Raw genomic sequence first — 15594 nt, 5'->3', positions numbered from 1 at the left:
CCTATGGGGGCACTGGTTTCAGTGCTACTTGGCTGTAGACCTGAATTGCCGATCGCCAGACCCAGTACCCTTGGGGACTCAGGTGGAGACCATCGGTGGTGAGGTCAGAGCGCAGGTTGCCCTCGTTGTCTACAAACAGTGGGTGCAAATCTAGGTAAAACACGCCCTCGTTAGCGGCCATCGCCATCAATTGTCGGTTCAACCGACGGATGCGATCGTTAGAGAGTGTCAACAACTGCTTCCGGCCTTCCCAGATGGCACCATCCGCCGCATGGGGCAAAATTGACTGCACTACAATCTGAGCCTTGGGGTGGGCTGACTTCAAATAGCGCACAATCTGCTGTTGGTTAGCTAGTACTGTTGCCTCAGCTATACCCCGGATAAGGTCATTGATGCCAATCAGCACAAAGATAGTTTCTGGCTGGGTTTGGTCAAACAGGGCAAGGCGTTTCATTAAGCCTGCGGACGTTTCGCCTGAAATACCTTGGTTTAGCCAGATGCGATCTACAGGCAACAAGTCAGGTGGAAACCACAGAGTAATAGAGTCCCCCGCTAGGATGGCCAAGCGGCTAGGTTTGGTTGCTGCCACTACCTGGGCTTCTTGTCGCAACAGGTCTACCCATTCTTCGTAGGTGAGTTTATGGCGGGGGCCAAGGTTGACAAAAGTTCTAGCAGCGATCGCCGAATTGGCAAGTCTGCTTGGCTGGGGCAGAGTTACAGCTTGTCGGTCTTGCCACGTGATTACCAAGGCTAGGATCAACAGGCCATTGAGCGCCAATGATCCCAAGACCCACCGTGGACATTGTTTGCTCGTGCTAGATCGTAGTCGCTGATGAGTCATAGCACCCGATCGCAATCATCCTGCATAGCCTATCGTAGTTTGCTTTAATCGGCAAATTATACCCAATTCTCCTTCCCCAGAGAATGCAGGGTTAATTTAAGCTCCCATGCCCGAATAGTGGCGTAGGCCTTTGCGCCACAGCCAACGATTCCACACTAAAAACACCAAGCCCCAACCCACCATTACCAGGACACTTTTGGCGATATTAACTGGTAGACCTACTAGCAGCGCTGCGGGAAAGTGAATCATGTAGGGAAAGGGAGTCCATTCTACCAGTTGACGCACAGCCGGGGGGAAAACCTCTAAAGGAGCAACTAACCCTGACAAAAACAGGTATAGCAAAAACCAGAACTGTTCAAGGGCACTAGCCCGCTCTGTCCAGAAGGCAAACATGGCAAAGGTATATTGCATCAGAAACCGCAGGGTAAACGCTAGGCTAGCCGCAACACAGAACCACAGCCAGCTATTCAGCTTGGGAATCCAGAAAGCTTGGGGATAGAGCAGAAAGAAGACGATTACAAGGGCAATTGCGAAGGGCAAACGGGCAAACCGCTCAGATATGTGGGATGTAACATGATGCCAAACTGGATCCACAGGTTGCAACAGACGTGGGGATAGCCGACCCTCTACGACTTCTCGCTCAAACTCCCAAATCACCCAGACGATTGTAAACTGACGGGCAATAAATGCCGCTAAAAAGTACCGGGCAAACTCCAAGGGGGATAACCCAAATTGTCCACCCGCGGCTGCCTGCATCCATACTCCCATGAGGATGAACGGCAACACCCCGGCCAACACCCACAGCATCAGCTCAGCCCGATATTCCACCATGTAGGCGTAATACACTGACAACAGCACTTGCATCTGTCGGCAAAACCGTCGTCCTATCTTCCATACCGATGACATCGAGTTTAGTTGCATAGCTGTTGATCTAACGGATTACGGTCAATCTCTTTGCCGACCCAGTTGGGTACATAGGTCATGGCTTGACGTAGTTCTCGATCTACAGCGCGATAGTTCCCTAGCAGACTGCCCACTAAGGCCCAAAACTGAGCAGAGTGATTCATGTGCACAGTATGACAGAGTTCATGGACAAACACATAGTGCACCAAGTGGGGCGGCAAAAATAGCAGCTTGTAGTTAAGGCTGATGGACTTATTATGAGAACAACTGGCCCAGAGGGTCTTTTGTCCCCGCACGGTTGCCTGCTTAAAGGGCAATTCACAGGCATGGCTCACCTCTCGCAGCCAGGGCACCAAGATTTGCTGTCCTTTGTGGGTCAGCCACCGTCGCAACACTTCACGGCAGAGGCCATGCTGAGCAACATTGCCCCGAAGCACGAGGGTATGATCACTCTTTTCCACCGCTGTGATGCCGGTAGCTGCTGTTGCCAGATAGCTCACTTGCCAAGTTTCGCTCACAGCCGTCAGGGTAATGCCACTGGGCGGAGTTTGGGTGACATGCAGATCTGCTCGCTGCTGGTGAATACGCTCTAGGGTGCGGGTAATCCAATGCTGCTTCCGGTGCAAAATATCGGGAATGCGGGCACGATCGAACCCTCTAGGAATCACCACTTGTAGCTCACCTGTGGCCAACACTCGAATATTCACATGTTTGGCTCGGTGACTTTCTCGCACTTGGTAAGCAGGGATGTTCATGCAGCTTGAATCCACTAGGTACTGGGTCATGGCTCCAGTTAACGGTTCACCTGTATTAGTGTACTGCTGATCATCACATCTGCAACCAACTTCTATAGCCAACCAACGAGTAACTTTAGATCAGTAGATCAATAGCTGATAATCACTTGATTTCCACTGCATCTACATTAATAGTTTGAGTGACCCGATCGGCATCTTCAGCCTCCCGATCATCGTCCCGCTCAAGTGGTTGAGTTAACCCTTGGCGCTGGCTAAACAACTGCGATAAACCCGATATCACCATCATCAACAGCACTACATCGTCAATCTGCCCTGCAAAAGGAATAAGATCAGGAGAAATATCGATCGGACTCAGCAGATAGACCAAACTGCCTAGCAATACCCAAAGGCGAGTTCTTGGATTCAACAGCGCATTGCCATACCATGTAAACAACGTTCTCATGACTAGACCAGAGCTAACCACTCTTTAGAGCTTAGCAAACCCCCACAAAACTAGCTAGGTGAAGCTAGGTAACTAGCTAGCCCCTAGTCATAGGAAGAATACACTTTTGCGAAAATTCCTGAACGCCTAGCAGTGCATAGCTCATTCGTTAAATTTAACTAACGAATAACTGACTGGTTGAACAAAGTCGTAGTAGGGTTATAGCCAAAGTAGTTGAGGCTTCTAATCCGGTTATCCGCAAACAACTGCTCTGCGGACGCAAATTATAATCTAGATGTATGGTTCAGGTTAGTCTCCATTGATCACCATTACGTAGTGTGTAACTATTATGTACTTCCATTGGTCTTACGTCGTTTTGCTTCCCGGCATCTTGCTGATGCTTTGGGCGCAGAGCCGGATTCGTGGCACTTACGAACGTTACTCTAGAGTGCGATCTAGCCTAGGTATGAGAGGCGCTGATGTTGCCAGAGCCATCCTGGGCAAGATGGGTATTACCGATGTGGTTGTGGAGCCAGTAGCTGGTGAGTTGACCGATCACTATGATCCCAGTGCTCGTGCTGTGCGGCTATCAGAAGGAATTTATAACTCTGATTCCCTAGCGGCAGCGGCTGTTGCAGCCCATGAGTGTGGTCACGTCCTCCAAGATAAGCGGGGCTACACCTTTATGAATGTGCGAGCGTCTTTAGTGCCCGCGGCTAACCTTGGTTCTCAGCTAGGGCCAATGCTTGTTATTCTAGGGTTAGTGTTAACGCAGCTTGGAGCAATTTCTAGCCTGTTCATCAACCTTGGCATTACCCTTTTTGCCAGCGTGATTTTATTTCACTTGGTAACGCTGCCTGTGGAGTTTGATGCTTCCAACCGTGCCTTGCGGCTAATCGATGAACTAGGGATCTTGCAAGGACAAGAAAATCACGCAGCTCAACAGGTGCTGCAAGCAGCGGCGTGGACCTATGTGGCTACTGCCTTGTATTCGGTGTTGCAACTGGTGCAACTAATTCTGATGTCTCGCGATCGCTAGGTTGGTGTTTTCGTTAACAGTTCGGCACCTATGGCGGAGATGCTCTGGCAGGGTATCTCCGCTACTTTACTTTATTTGTATGCTTATTGTATGCTTAGCAGTTTTACAGAAGTAGCTTAGTACGAGTGGCTTAGCCGCACTGGTCGAGAAATTGATTGAGGTCGTCGGTGAGTCGGGTTAACTCGACTTCGGTCGTCAAGCGGATACGATCGTCCCTCAGAGTCACAAGCACCTTTGCTGCAAAAGGACTTGACCAAATATTGGGGTTACAAAACAACTCTAAAAATACGTCACCCACGTGGCGATACTCCATCACTGGCTGGGGGCTAGGCTTGCTGGCACCACTAGCTTTAGCAGCAGCCGTTGTTTTCAAGCTAGCCATGAGTTGAGCGATCGCAGCACGCAATTCCCTAGCCGCCTCGGCACTGAAACTAAAGGACACTGATCCGTCAGACAGATTCAACACAAACTGCGTCATTGGCTGTATTGCTCCGTAGAGTCAAGGTCAAGGTTAAACAGCGTCTGTAAGGCTTGCATCGCCCGTCGTCGCGCCTCGATATCTCGTTGTGCCCGCAATTGCACCATGGGGTCATGGAGAATTTTATTGATAATTCCCTTAGTGAGACCTTCAATCACGGCTTGGTTCTTGCCACCAAACTCTGGGCCAAGACGAGATAGAGCCTTTTCTAGCTCTTGGCAGCGAATTGTTTCAATCTTCTCACGCAGTCGATTAATCGTCGGTACAGTTTCTAAGGACTGCCACCATGCATCAAAGAGGGTAAGCTCCTCTTCCAACAATGCTTCTGCGGCCATAGCCATCTGGCGGCGACTTTCCTGATTTTGAGCCACCACAGCCTTGAGATCGTCTACATCAAAGGCTCGCACTTGTGCAATATCCTTTACATCGCCAGCCACATTGCGGGGAACGGAAATATCCACCAGCATTAAGGGGCGAGTTAAGACTGGTTCTAGGTTGGCTCGACATAAAATTGGTTCCGTAGCAGCAGTGCTGGTAAATACCAAGTCAGACTCTGCCACTACGGTCATCATATCCGTCAGGGGCAAGGCTCGTAGGGAAACATGGCTATGTTCACCACTGAACTGAGTCACTAAATCGTTTGCCCGTTCTATAGAGCGATTGAGGATCGTGATCCATTGCGCTCCCTTGGCTAAGAGATGCTGGACTAACAGTCGGGACATTTTACCGGCACCGATGATAGCAATACGGCAAAATTCCAAAGACTCTGCTGGCAAGGAGGCCACTTGCTGTTGAGCTAGCTCGACCGCAGCAGAGCTAATAGAAACTGCGCCCGTACCAATGCCAGTTTCAGTGCGAACACGCTTGCCTGCTGCGATCGCACACTTGAACAGTTCGTTTAATATCCGACCAACCCCATTGCATTTCTGGCCATGCTTGTGAGCTTCTTTCACCTGAGAAAGAATTTGTCCCTCGCCCAGTACCAGGCTATCTAGCCCTGAGGCAACTCGCATGACGTGCATAACAGCATCTTGATGCAACAACACGAACAGGTGAGGCCGTAAAACTTGGGTAGGCAGTTTGCTGTGTTCTGCTAAGAATTGAGTAACTTCGCGCACGCCTAGCTCTGTCTCAGTCACGACGCAGTAAATTTCTAGGCGATTGCACGTGCTTAGTACAGCTACCTCCATCACATGGGGATAGCTACAGAGATGAGCGATCGCTTGCCCTAGTTGATGTTCAGGGATACTTAACTTTTCTCGGACTTCCACAGGAGCCGTTTTATGGCTCAGACCAACAACAGCAATATTCATAAAGGCTTTGTATAGATAGTTGCTTTGAAGTGACTCAGACTTCAGAGGACTCAGATGTCATCTTGGCAGGACTTAAACCATACGATTGAGAATGTCAGGCTTGATCTCTGCATCTGAAGAATCATTTTGCCTTGAATCGACACCATCGTAGTGTTAAGCATTGTTCATAATGCAGCGATCGGCATTTTTGAAACCACGGTTGCAACGGGGCTAATATGATAGAGAATGAACAAGGATTGTTTCCCAAAACTGGTGGAAATGGCCCGAATATTATTGGCTGACGCTTGCAGCAACTTGTCAACCTGGTGAAGTAGGAATAAAAGGTAACATGGCTGAAATATCGGCAAAATTGGTCAAACAACTGCGCGACGAGACCAACGCTGGCATGATGGATTGCAAAAAGGCGCTAGCAGAGTCTGGTGGCGATGTCGCAAAGGCAAAAGAATGGCTACGTAAGAAGGGGCTAGCCAAAGCTGACAAAGTAGGTGGACGAGTTGCCATGGAAGGTCAGATTGGCAGCTATATCCATACAGGTGGTCGGGTTGGGGTTTTGGTAGAAGTCAACTGTGAAACTGACTTTGTAGCCCGCAATGAGGAGTTTATGGCACTGGTGAAAAACGTTGCCATGCAAATTGCTGCTTGCCCTAATGTTGAGTACGTCAAGGTAGATGACATCCCTGAAGATGTTGTGGCTAAGGAAAAGGAAATCGAAATGGGGCGAGATGATTTAGCAGGCAAACCCGCTAACGTCAAGGAGAAAATTGTCCAGGGCCGAATTGAGAAACGCTTGAAGGAAATGTGCCTGTTAGATCAACCCTATGTTCGGGATCAGAATATTACGGTTGATGACTTGGTGAAGAGCACGATCGCTAAGCTGGGGGAAAACATTCAAGTGCGCCGCTTCGTCCGGTTTGTTTTAGGTGAAGGGGTTGAGCAACCTCCAGAAAACACTGCTGAGTAGTGATTGTCGGGTCATGACCTGACTAAGTTGCCAAGTTGTGAATAGGTCGGATAGTCATGGCGCGAAACGTCGAGCAAATTGAGCACGATTTAGCTAGGTTGAATGAGCGGCTTGCTGCAATTGGTCAGACTTTGCATGAGACCTACAGCAATTACCTGACTGTTCTAGGTCAAGCTGTTAAGCAGCAGTTGATTGGCGCTGCATACCAGATTTGTACCCAGGGTTATCCTGAGCAATTTTTGTCGCTCTCCCTAGCCCAGCGTCAACAGTTCCAGCAGGCCTTGCAACAGGTAGCCAAGCAAGGGCAGGCTCAGTTGTCAGAGTTGCTAAGCCGTGACGATGGTCAACATAACCCGTCATCAGAACAGGTTGAACAGAAAAAAATGGATCCGGTACCATTGGCGCAAGTGCTGGCATTCCTATCTAGAGGAGTTTCCCAAGCATCCCCAAATGCGGATGAAGGTCAGCCCTCATCTGGGTTGACACAGCCTGATGCAGGGCAATCTGCGTCAGAGTCATTACAAAACTCGCTGCGGTTCTCTAGACCACGACGATCGCCCCCAACGGCTTTACTCCACTGGCATGAGTCGATAGAGCAAGCTATCGCTGAGATGTTACGGCATCTGTCTAGGCAGGTGAACCACCTCTTGCAAGAGTCTGGAATCTTGCCTAAATATTTCCCAGAGCCAGTGCTAGAAGCTGCTGCCAAAGCGGAAGCCTTTGAAACAATGGCAGCAGGCCCCCCTAACTTGTTGAGTCTGACTGTAGAGGCGATCGAATTGCCCACTGAGGACAATAGCTCTAACCAAAAGTCAGAAAAGCCCAAGTCATCAGGAACTACCGTCATTCCTCCGCTTAGAATCATGGCCGTGCAGATGCGTTTGTCGGAAATTGAGTTTGTAGACAGTAGTGTGATGTCATGGCGCAACCGACTGCGGGAAACTATCCTGCAACTCAAGGCTTTAGAGCAAGACTATCAAAAAGTACAACGAGAACTAGCGGTTGCCAATGCTGAAGCTGCATGGCGCAGTAGTTGGGTGTCTGAGTAGACAAACTGTTGAAACCAGGACAACTTCAGGACTCTGAGGCATCATCAAGGATAAATTGTATTGATTCCTACGGTTGCCAATGGCATGGTCGCCGTCAGCTTCACTCACTCCTAATGAACCGCCTTCAAACATAGCGAACCATCTCTATCCGATAGCGTTCCTTCTTGGTAAGCATAATCTCGCCTACCTCAACGCGGCCCTTACCTCGGATGGCAATCAAATCACCGGGTTTTATCTGATATTTGGCTTCGGTAACGTCTTTCCAATTCACCCGCACATCACCAGCGGTGATTAAATCTACCATTTTGCTGCGAGAAATGCCAAAGCCTGCTGACGCTACTGCATCTAGCCGTAAGGATGCCTCTACGGTTGTGATTGCCTTTGTTTTCGGTTCACGAATTTTTAGCTCATCTAGGGGTATGGGGCGGACGTTTACAGGAACCGATCGCACCTGGGTCAAGTTCATAGCGAGAAACTCTACTAATTCAGGTACTACGATCGCTTGGGCACCACGCTCTCCTTGCACCAGGATATCGCCTACTTTCTCCCGCACGATGCCTGTGCCCAGTAAGGCTCCTAAGAAGTCTCGATGGGTGGCTGCATCAAACAAAAAGTTACCACTGATTTCCAAAGCAGTAACCATCACTTGCGATGGGTCTAGCAGTAGCTCTGAGCGAGCAATTGCTACCCGCTGTCGCTCTGCTTGGGGATAGCCACCCCAGGCTAGCAGGTGCACATCGGTCAATCGCTTAAACACAGACTGCGCCTCCACCAGTTCTAGGGGTGACAAAAAGTCCGATACGACTACCTCCCAAGTTTTAATTGCCTGATCAACGTAGTCCAAAATACGGACGATCGTGTCCCGGTTTTCAATGCCCTTCAGGAGATCTTGTCGAGCCAGCATTATCATTACCCTACATATCTGACCATGCTATCACGAGCCACCGCAGAGGGTTCTGGTTCTGCTCTGTGTGCACCTGTTTTCTATGTGTTTTCTATGTGCACTTGTTTGCTAGTAGATGGCTATTATTTCCAAAGTTGTCCTCCTTGAAAGCGCCAATGGGGAAAGAGAACGCGCATCAGGGTCTGGCTGGCACTGTAGATACCCAACCAGACTAAGCTGTAGTGCAGTATAAAGTGAGACAAAATAAAAGGCTGGGGAAGGCCGGGAAGACCGATCGTCATCGCAATGACCCCCAGTACCAAGCCTTCCCAGATGCCAGCTAAAAGTTGCAAAATTCCTGGCCAGTCATGATCCCAGCGAAATGATTGCAGGTATTGGTACATCACATCCCAGCCGATGCCGAACAAGGCCATGTACCCCAAGATATAGATGAAATGCCAGCTAGTACCAGTGCCTAGGAGTCCTAAGGCAAAGGGAAGAGTGATGGGAAGGCCAACAATCACCGTTAAAAACCAACGAGTTTGCCAGCGACCTAGGAGTGTAGGTGTCATCCGTAGCCAGGAGAGTATCGATTTGTTAGTAACACTACCGCTAATCTGTTTGTTGATCCAGTATGTATGAAAAAGAATCTATGGTTTGTTACCTTCCTTGCTCTTACTGAGGTTTTGTAATTTTCTGTGAGCCGTAAATCTAAGCAATCTATCGCTGCATCCTATAATGACGCTCTTGCCCCCCTGCCAGCAGCTTCACCCAAGCATCAGGTCTCTAAGCCAACTCAAAACATTATTGCTGGTGCTATCTGCTTCACGATTACCGTAGTGGTTGCTGTAGCGGGCTATGTGATTGCAGGCTGGTCATTCCTAGATGCGGTTTACATGGTCATTATCACAGTCTTTGGCGTGGGGTTTGGTGAAGTGCGTCCAATTACCTCACCAGCCCTACGTGTGTTTACGATTTTTGTAATTGTTGCAGGCAGTGTCTCTGTTGTCTACATGGTGGGGGGCTTTGTCCAATTGCTGACTGAGGGCGAAATTAAGCAAGCATTGGAGGTAAGACGGATGATCCGTGAAATTGAGTTGCTAGAAGACCATGTGATTGTCTGTGGGTTTGGACGCATGGGGCAAATTCTGTGCAGCAAGTTGAAGACAGCCCGAATGCCGTTCGTGGTTTTAGATAACAACCCTGAACGGGTGACTGAAGCTGAAGAACTAGGCTATTTGGTTTATACAGGTAGTGCTACGGATGAGATGGCTCTAGATGCCGTGGGTATTCGGCGCGCGCGGGTGTTGGCAACTGTGTTACCTAGTGATGCTGACAATGTGTTCATTACCCTTACGGCTAGGGAAATGAACGCCAATCTGCAAATTTTGGCGCGGGGAGAATATCCCTCAACGGAGAAAAAGCTGCGTTTGGCGGGTGCTGATCATGTAGTGTTGCCTGCGACGATCGGAGCGATGCGAATGTCCCACTTGATTACCCACCCGGCGACCTTAGATTTTCTCGATCGCAATGATGGTGGCAGCACCTTAAACGAACTACTATCCCAGTTTGGCTTGCGGATGGATGAGTTGGAAATTACGCCAACGTCCAGTCTGGCAGGGGGAACCGTGAGTAATGTGGAAGTGCGAGGTAGGGGTAACTTCATTGTGGTGGCTGTGCGCCAGGCGGATGGCAACATGGTGACTTCACCCCCGGACAACATGAAACTCAATCCAGGTGATACAGTAATCGTGTTGGGTCACAAGGGTGACATTCCCCAGTTTGCTCAGAGCTATGCTCTCCAGCGACAAATTCGCTATCGTGGTGCCAGGGTCAGGTAGGAGTATTGGTCTGCTGCACGTAGGTGCGAAGAGCCATCAGCCAAGCTTGCAGAGTTGCTAGGAGTTCATCAACCCGATCAAGGGCTTGCTGCTTAGCTTGTTGCTCTAGCTGGGCAGCCGCTTGCTGCATAGGAATTGCGCCAACATTGGCACTAGCACCTTTGATTTGGTGCGCCTCACGGCCTAGCTGTGTAAAGTTTTGGGTTTTAATTGCTGCCTTAGCAGCATCGACGTGCAACTGGGTATCTTCCACAAACATTGCCAGCAACTCTAACTCAAACTCTGCTAATCCCCCTGATAGATCCCTAAGTCTTTCCCAGTCCATTCCCATGGTCGTTAGCATCTGGGCAGTTACCGGTTGGCCTAGGGAACTAGCATCTACTCGGTCAGTCATTACTGGCTATGCCTACGGTTGTTACTCTATCGGTTAGATGCCGCTGCCATCGAGAAACTCTTCAATGGCACGATCGCGCAGTCGGCAGCTATTGGGGGGGCGATCACTGGCTGAACCCACTGTGTTGTCAGCTACCAATGAACAGGGTGCTGTCATTAGGCGCTCTAGTTGGTTGATCGTAGTCACAGGCACAGATTGCGGCTGCGCTTGTAACGCTTGTACCTGCTGCTCTAGCGCCTCAATGCGATCCACAAGGGCACGGATAGCCTGAGCCTCGGAGTCGGGCAAACGTCCGTGCTCCAGAGGGTCAACTCGCACACCAGAGCGAAAGACAATCCGACCTGGAACACCAACCACTGTGCAATCTGAGGGTACATCTCGCAGCACTACAGAGCCAGCACCAATGCGGACGTTATTACCAATGAGAATATTACCCAAAACCTTGGCTCCAGCACCAACCACTACGTTTTCTCCTAGGGTAGGGTGACGTTTACCACTCTCTTTGCCCGTACCGCCTAGGGTTACGCCCTGGTAAATCAGGCTATAATCTCCCACAACGGCAGTTTCACCAATCACAACCCCCATACCGTGGTCGATGAATACTCCAGTGCCGATCGTCGCCCCAGGGTGAATCTCAATTCCCGTAATAAAGCGAGCCACATGGGAAATTAGTCGAGGCACAAAGGGCAAGCCCAAGCGATATAACCAGTGAGCAATTCGATGCATGACAAGTGCTTGCAAGCCCGGATAGCAAAATAACACCTCTAACCAATTGCGGGCAGCCGGATCACGCTCAAAAATAATGCGGAAGTCAGCGATGAGAGTTGAAAACACAAAAGTTACCGTTGAACAGCATCTTTACTATCATATCAACGATAGTATCTTGACTGCTGAGATGGGCATAGGGCATTTCTGAGAAGCTGATATACTAATCCTCTCCAGCCAAATTACACTAGAGATTTAATGGGACATGATCCCAACTCAACCTAGGCAAAACGTCAGTTGTAACGCTGTTGAACACGCTACATTCAAGTAAGTGCAACGTTTTTTGACATCCTTAGGGAGTGTTTGTGCAGGAAGATTTTCGCTTGATTGTTGATTTGGTAACGGTGCTGACGGCGGCAGCAATTGGTGGACTGGTTGCTGCTCTTTTCCGCCAGCCAGTCTTGTTGGGCTACTTACTGGGGGGCATTGTAGTTGGGCCTGCTGGGCTAGGGCTAATTAAGGAACTGGTACAGGTAGAAACATTGGCTCAGTTGGGTGTGGCATTTTTGTTGTTTGCCCTAGGAGTAGAGTTTTCCCTAGGAGAACTGCAAAAAGTACGACGGATAGCCCTTGGTGGCGGTACGTTGCAAATTGTCCTCACGATCGCCATCACTGCCTTAGTATCGCTGTGGATTGGCTGGGTTACCTCTGCGGCTCAGGGTGTGTTTCTTGGTGCTATTCTCTCCCTATCGTCTACTGCCGTTGTCCTTAAGAGCTTGATGGAGCGGCATGAAACAGAAACCTCCCATGGACAAGTGATGCTGGGGATTCTGATCGTTCAGGACTTAGCACTGGGGTTGATGCTAGCTGTACTCCCTGCTCTCGATCAGCCTATTGATCAAATTGGCACGGCTCTGGGATGGGCAGTGGTGCGCACGGGCTTGTTTGCGGCTGGGGCGATCGCCGTCGGCATCTGGATAGTCCCCCCATTGTTGCGCTTCCTTGCCCGCACCGAAAGCCGGGAGTTGTTTCTGTTGGGCGTAGTGGCATTATGTCTCAGTATTGCACTGCTGACCGAATACTTGGGACTATCGGTAGAAATGGGTGCCTTTGTGGCAGGGCTGATGATTTCTGAGGTGGAATACGCTGACCAGACCCTTGCCTACGTGGAACCAATTCGCGATGTATGTGCCAGCCTATTCTTTGCGGCGATCGGCATGTTGATTGATCCTCTGTTCCTGTGGAATAACCTCGAACTTATCCTCGGCTTGGTAGCCCTAGTCCTAGTCGGCAAGTTCATCATTATTGCTCCCCTAGTTACTCTGTTCCGCTACTCATGGAAAACAGCCATTATTAGTGGTCTAGGTCTGGCCCAAATAGGAGAATTTTCCTTTGTGTTAGCTAGCAAGGGGCAAGCCTTAGGACTAGTGTCTCGCCGAGTTTACCTACTCATTTTGGGGACGACGGCAGTCACGTTGGTGGTCACTCCATTTGTGTTGCGGTTAATCCCCCAATTGCTACTTTGGGCTGAGTCAGTGCCTTGGTTGCGGCATTATTTGGATAGTTCTAGCCTGCCTTTGGAGACTGCTACAGAGTTGCCAGCCCGTAACCATGTGGTGGTATGCGGTTATGGTCGTGTTGGCCAGACGATCGTGCAGCTACTGCAATCCCATAACTATCCTGTAGTGGTGATTGACCAATCAGAGCAAGCCATTCAAAAACTACGGCAAGCTAAGATTCCCTATGTGTATGGCAACGCGGCTAGCCTACCCGTACTAGAAAAAGCAGGGGTAGATACTGCCCAGGGCATGGCGATCGTCTTGCCAGATTCTATGAGCACACGCCTTTGCCTCAAACGCTCCTTAGAACTTGCTCCTAAACTCGATGTGGTAGTGCGTGCTAGCCAAAACCGAGATATTGAGTTGCTCTATCAATTAGGAGCACGAGAAGTTGTGCAGCCAGAATTTGAAGCTAGCCTAGAACTGTCTACGCACTTGCTAAGCGGTATGGGTGTGCCCATGGCTGACCTACAAGCCGAAGTGCAAGCAATTCGTAGCAGTCACTACTTGGCGTTACGCCCGGATCGACCCGCCACAGAAGTTTCTCGTGAAGTACGCATCGCCACTCAGGATATGCCTAACTACTGGTTTAACTTGCCAGTTGAGTCTCCATTGACAGGCATGACCTTAGCAGAGTCCAATATGCGAGAATTAACAGGCGTAAGCTTGGTGGCCATTCAGCGCACGAACGGCGACGAGCTAGACTATCCTACTGGATCCACTGTCCTCGAAGAGGGCGATCGGCTACTGGTGGTTGGCGAACCTAGTGAGTTTTCTGCTTTTGCTGAGCTTGCTAGTGGTCGGGTAGCAATCCCTACTAACAGTGCCTCATGCCAGTGGATTACTATAGCTGCTAACAGTCCAGTAATTGGCAAACCTATCTCGGCGTTGAACTGGACAGATTCCCAAGAGAATGGGGATGGAGTTAAAATTCAAGCCCTTCGACGAGAAGGACGGTTCATTCAACTGCCAGAAGGTACAGTAGAACTGCAAGCAGGCGATCGCCTCCTACTCTGTGGTAGCCAAACTGGCCTACTCAATGCTCAACGGCAGCTATCCCCATTAGAGGCGCACCCTAGCACGGTTGACAATAATCAACCATCGGTCGCGCATAGTCTTTCATCAAACTCTGAGTGAATTCTCTCTATTCCTTGTCAGATAAGCAGTTATAGCCCTAGGGCAATGACCCTAGAGTAACTGTCTAGTGTTCATTCGAGCGTGTGACTAGAATGACGATCGCGATGACTGCCATGAGAATGATGATGGCTAGTATGGTTATGGGAATGGTGATGGGATGAACTGTAAGCTCCAACTTCTGGTTGAAAGGGCTGAACCTCATGCGCGACTGTTAACCCCATCTGCTCTAGCATTGCCTGCAATACTGGGTCTGGGGACAGGCGCAAATAGGTTGCCGTCACCTCTAAGGGCACATGACGGTTACCTAGGTGATAGGCTGCCCGTAGTAATGCTAGATGAGTAGGAGCTGTTACTGTCAGCACAGGTTCTGGCTTAGCTATCACCAAAACTGTACGATCGCCAGCTTGGGTTTGCAGTAAATCTCCATGTTGCACAACAGTCCCCCTAGGCAGGTCTAAGAACACATCTTCACCATCCTCCGTTTGGAACCGATGACGGGCGCGGGTACGATCGTCGGCTGTGAGGGATAGCCGATGGTCAGCCTTGTGGTGAATATCAGCAGGTAGTCGCTTTGTTAAAATCATCATAAGCTCCCCTCAGGCTTACAAGGTATCCCGACCCAGGTAAGGTTGCAGCACGTCTGGAATGCGGACTGTACCATCGGGTCGCTGGTAGTTTTCTAAAATAGCTGCCATTGTGCGGCCCACAGCCAAGCCAGAGCCATTCAGGGTGTGAACCAAGCGCGTGCCCTTTTGCCCTGGCTCCTTGAAGCGAATATTGGCTCGGCGCGCCTGAAAGTCCATAAAGTTGGAGCAACTGGAAATTTCTCGATACGTTCCGGCTGAGGGTAACCAGACCTCTAGGTCGTAACATTTGGCAGCACCGAAGCCTAAGTCCCCTGTGCAGAGTTCAACCGTGCGATAAGGCAACTTCAACGCTTCTAGAATAGCTTCAGCATCCCGTACTAGACGCTGATGCTCCTCTTCAGAAGTGTCTGGGTGCACGAACTTGACCAGTTCTACCTTATTAAACTGGTGCAGACGAATCAGCCCCCTTGTGTCTCGCCCGTAGCTACCTGCTTCTCGCCGAAAACAAGGCGTGTAGGCGCAATGATAGATAGGTAACTGGTCAGCCGTCAGAATTTCGTCTCGATACAAATTAGTTACAGGTACTTCCGCTGTTGGAGTCAGCCATAGGTCATCTTGATCGCATTTGAAGCTTTCCTCAGAAAATTTAGGCAGTTGCCCTGTGGCTGTCAGAGAGGCACTATTGATCAGGAATGGGGGCAAAACCTCGGTATAGCCCGCTTGAATTT

At 49.9% G+C, this 15594-nt stretch carries 17 protein-coding genes; 5 read left to right on the top strand and 12 right to left on the bottom strand.

The features are described from left to right. Position 1 precedes the first annotated feature (1 nt). The 4 genes from NZ772_01775 to NZ772_01760 all read right to left on the bottom strand — a co-directional run bounded on the left by NZ772_01775 (position 2) and on the right by NZ772_01760 (position 2941). On the bottom strand, positions 2-841 hold the full coding sequence (locus tag NZ772_01775) for an SGNH/GDSL hydrolase family protein (protein MCS6812293.1): 840 nt from the start codon (positions 839-841) through the stop codon (positions 2-4). Between the two features lie 96 nt (positions 842-937). Beyond that, positions 938-1747 carry an ABC-2 family transporter protein gene (locus tag NZ772_01770; protein ID MCS6812292.1) on the bottom strand — a complete coding sequence of 270 codons (810 nt, stop codon included), beginning with the start codon at positions 1745-1747 and terminating at the stop codon, positions 938-940. 5 nt (positions 1748-1752) lie between these two features. Then, a complete protein-coding gene (locus NZ772_01765) occupies positions 1753-2529 on the bottom strand; it encodes a M48 family metallopeptidase (GenBank protein ID MCS6812291.1) in 777 nt (258 codons plus the stop codon). Between the two features lie 112 nt (positions 2530-2641). Continuing rightward, positions 2642-2941, bottom strand: coding sequence for a DUF1232 domain-containing protein (locus tag NZ772_01760; protein ID MCS6812290.1), 300 nt, complete (start codon positions 2939-2941; stop codon positions 2642-2644). Positions 2942-3269: 328 nt separating this feature from the next. Here NZ772_01760 and NZ772_01755 point away from each other — a divergent pair, with 328 nt between their 5' ends. After that, on the top strand, positions 3270-3959 hold the full coding sequence (locus NZ772_01755) for a zinc metallopeptidase (GenBank protein ID MCS6812289.1): 690 nt from the start codon (positions 3270-3272) through the stop codon (positions 3957-3959). 130 nt (positions 3960-4089) lie between these two features. Here NZ772_01755 and NZ772_01750 read toward each other — a convergent pair whose 3' ends face one another. Both NZ772_01750 and NZ772_01745 read right to left on the bottom strand, forming a co-directional pair. Continuing rightward, positions 4090-4437, bottom strand: coding sequence for a hypothetical protein (locus NZ772_01750; protein ID MCS6812288.1), 348 nt, complete (start codon positions 4435-4437; stop codon positions 4090-4092). Further along, positions 4434-5750: a glutamyl-tRNA reductase gene (locus NZ772_01745; GenBank protein MCS6812287.1), complete on the bottom strand. Its 1317-nt coding sequence runs from the start codon at positions 5748-5750 to the stop codon at positions 4434-4436. The genes NZ772_01750 and NZ772_01745 overlap by 4 nt, the downstream gene beginning before the upstream one ends. 328 nt (positions 5751-6078) lie before the next feature. On the opposite strand from NZ772_01745, the gene tsf reads away from it, so the two are divergent. Together tsf and NZ772_01735 are read left to right on the top strand one after the other, a co-directional pair. Further along, positions 6079-6711, top strand: a complete 633-nt coding sequence (tsf, locus tag NZ772_01740; protein MCS6812286.1) for a translation elongation factor Ts — start codon at positions 6079-6081, stop codon at positions 6709-6711. 56 nt (positions 6712-6767) lie between these two features. Then, entirely contained in the window at positions 6768-7760 is a 993-nt protein-coding gene (locus NZ772_01735; protein MCS6812285.1) for a hypothetical protein, read from the top strand. Between the two features lie 124 nt (positions 7761-7884). Here NZ772_01735 and NZ772_01730 read toward each other — a convergent pair whose 3' ends face one another. Further along, positions 7885-8664, bottom strand: a complete 780-nt coding sequence (locus NZ772_01730) for a photosystem II S4 domain protein (GenBank protein MCS6812284.1) — start codon at positions 8662-8664, stop codon at positions 7885-7887. Between the two features lie 122 nt (positions 8665-8786). Then, complete coding sequence (locus tag NZ772_01725; GenBank protein ID MCS6812283.1) at positions 8787-9215, bottom strand: hypothetical protein; 429 nt, start codon at positions 9213-9215, stop codon at positions 8787-8789. Between the two features lie 231 nt (positions 9216-9446). Here NZ772_01725 and NZ772_01720 point away from each other — a divergent pair, with 231 nt between their 5' ends. After that, positions 9447-10484 (top strand): potassium channel protein, encoded by a 1038-nt coding sequence (locus NZ772_01720; GenBank protein MCS6812282.1) that lies wholly within the window; start codon positions 9447-9449, stop codon positions 10482-10484. Here NZ772_01720 and NZ772_01715 read toward each other — a convergent pair. Further along, positions 10477-10878, bottom strand: a complete 402-nt coding sequence (locus NZ772_01715) for an Hpt domain-containing protein (GenBank protein MCS6812281.1) — start codon at positions 10876-10878, stop codon at positions 10477-10479. The two genes, NZ772_01720 and NZ772_01715, sit on opposite strands and share 8 nt — an antisense overlap. A gap of 33 nt (positions 10879-10911) precedes the next feature. After that, on the bottom strand, positions 10912-11712 hold the full coding sequence (gene cysE, locus NZ772_01710; GenBank protein MCS6812280.1) for a serine O-acetyltransferase: 801 nt from the start codon (positions 11710-11712) through the stop codon (positions 10912-10914). A gap of 236 nt (positions 11713-11948) precedes the next feature. Here cysE and NZ772_01705 point away from each other — a divergent pair, with 236 nt between their 5' ends. Continuing rightward, entirely contained in the window at positions 11949-14279 is a 2331-nt protein-coding gene (locus tag NZ772_01705; protein ID MCS6812279.1) for a cation:proton antiporter, read from the top strand. A 71-nt stretch (positions 14280-14350) separates the two neighbouring features. Here the strand turns inward: NZ772_01705 and ureE are convergent, their stop codons facing one another. Next, positions 14351-14866, bottom strand: coding sequence for an urease accessory protein UreE (ureE, locus tag NZ772_01700; GenBank protein ID MCS6812278.1), 516 nt, complete (start codon positions 14864-14866; stop codon positions 14351-14353). Positions 14867-14881: 15 nt separating this feature from the next. Next, positions 14882-15594, bottom strand: a 713-nt coding sequence (gene serS, locus NZ772_01695) for a serine--tRNA ligase (GenBank protein ID MCS6812277.1), incomplete at its 5' end; no start/stop codon positions are given.

The sequence above is a fragment of the Cyanobacteriota bacterium genome (assembly GCA_025054735.1).
Taxonomy (GTDB): Bacteria; Cyanobacteriota; Cyanobacteriia; order SKYG9; family SKYG9; genus SKYG9.
The sequence above is the reverse complement of the archived record's forward strand: the minus strand, read 5'-3'. Positions and strand labels throughout refer to the sequence as shown.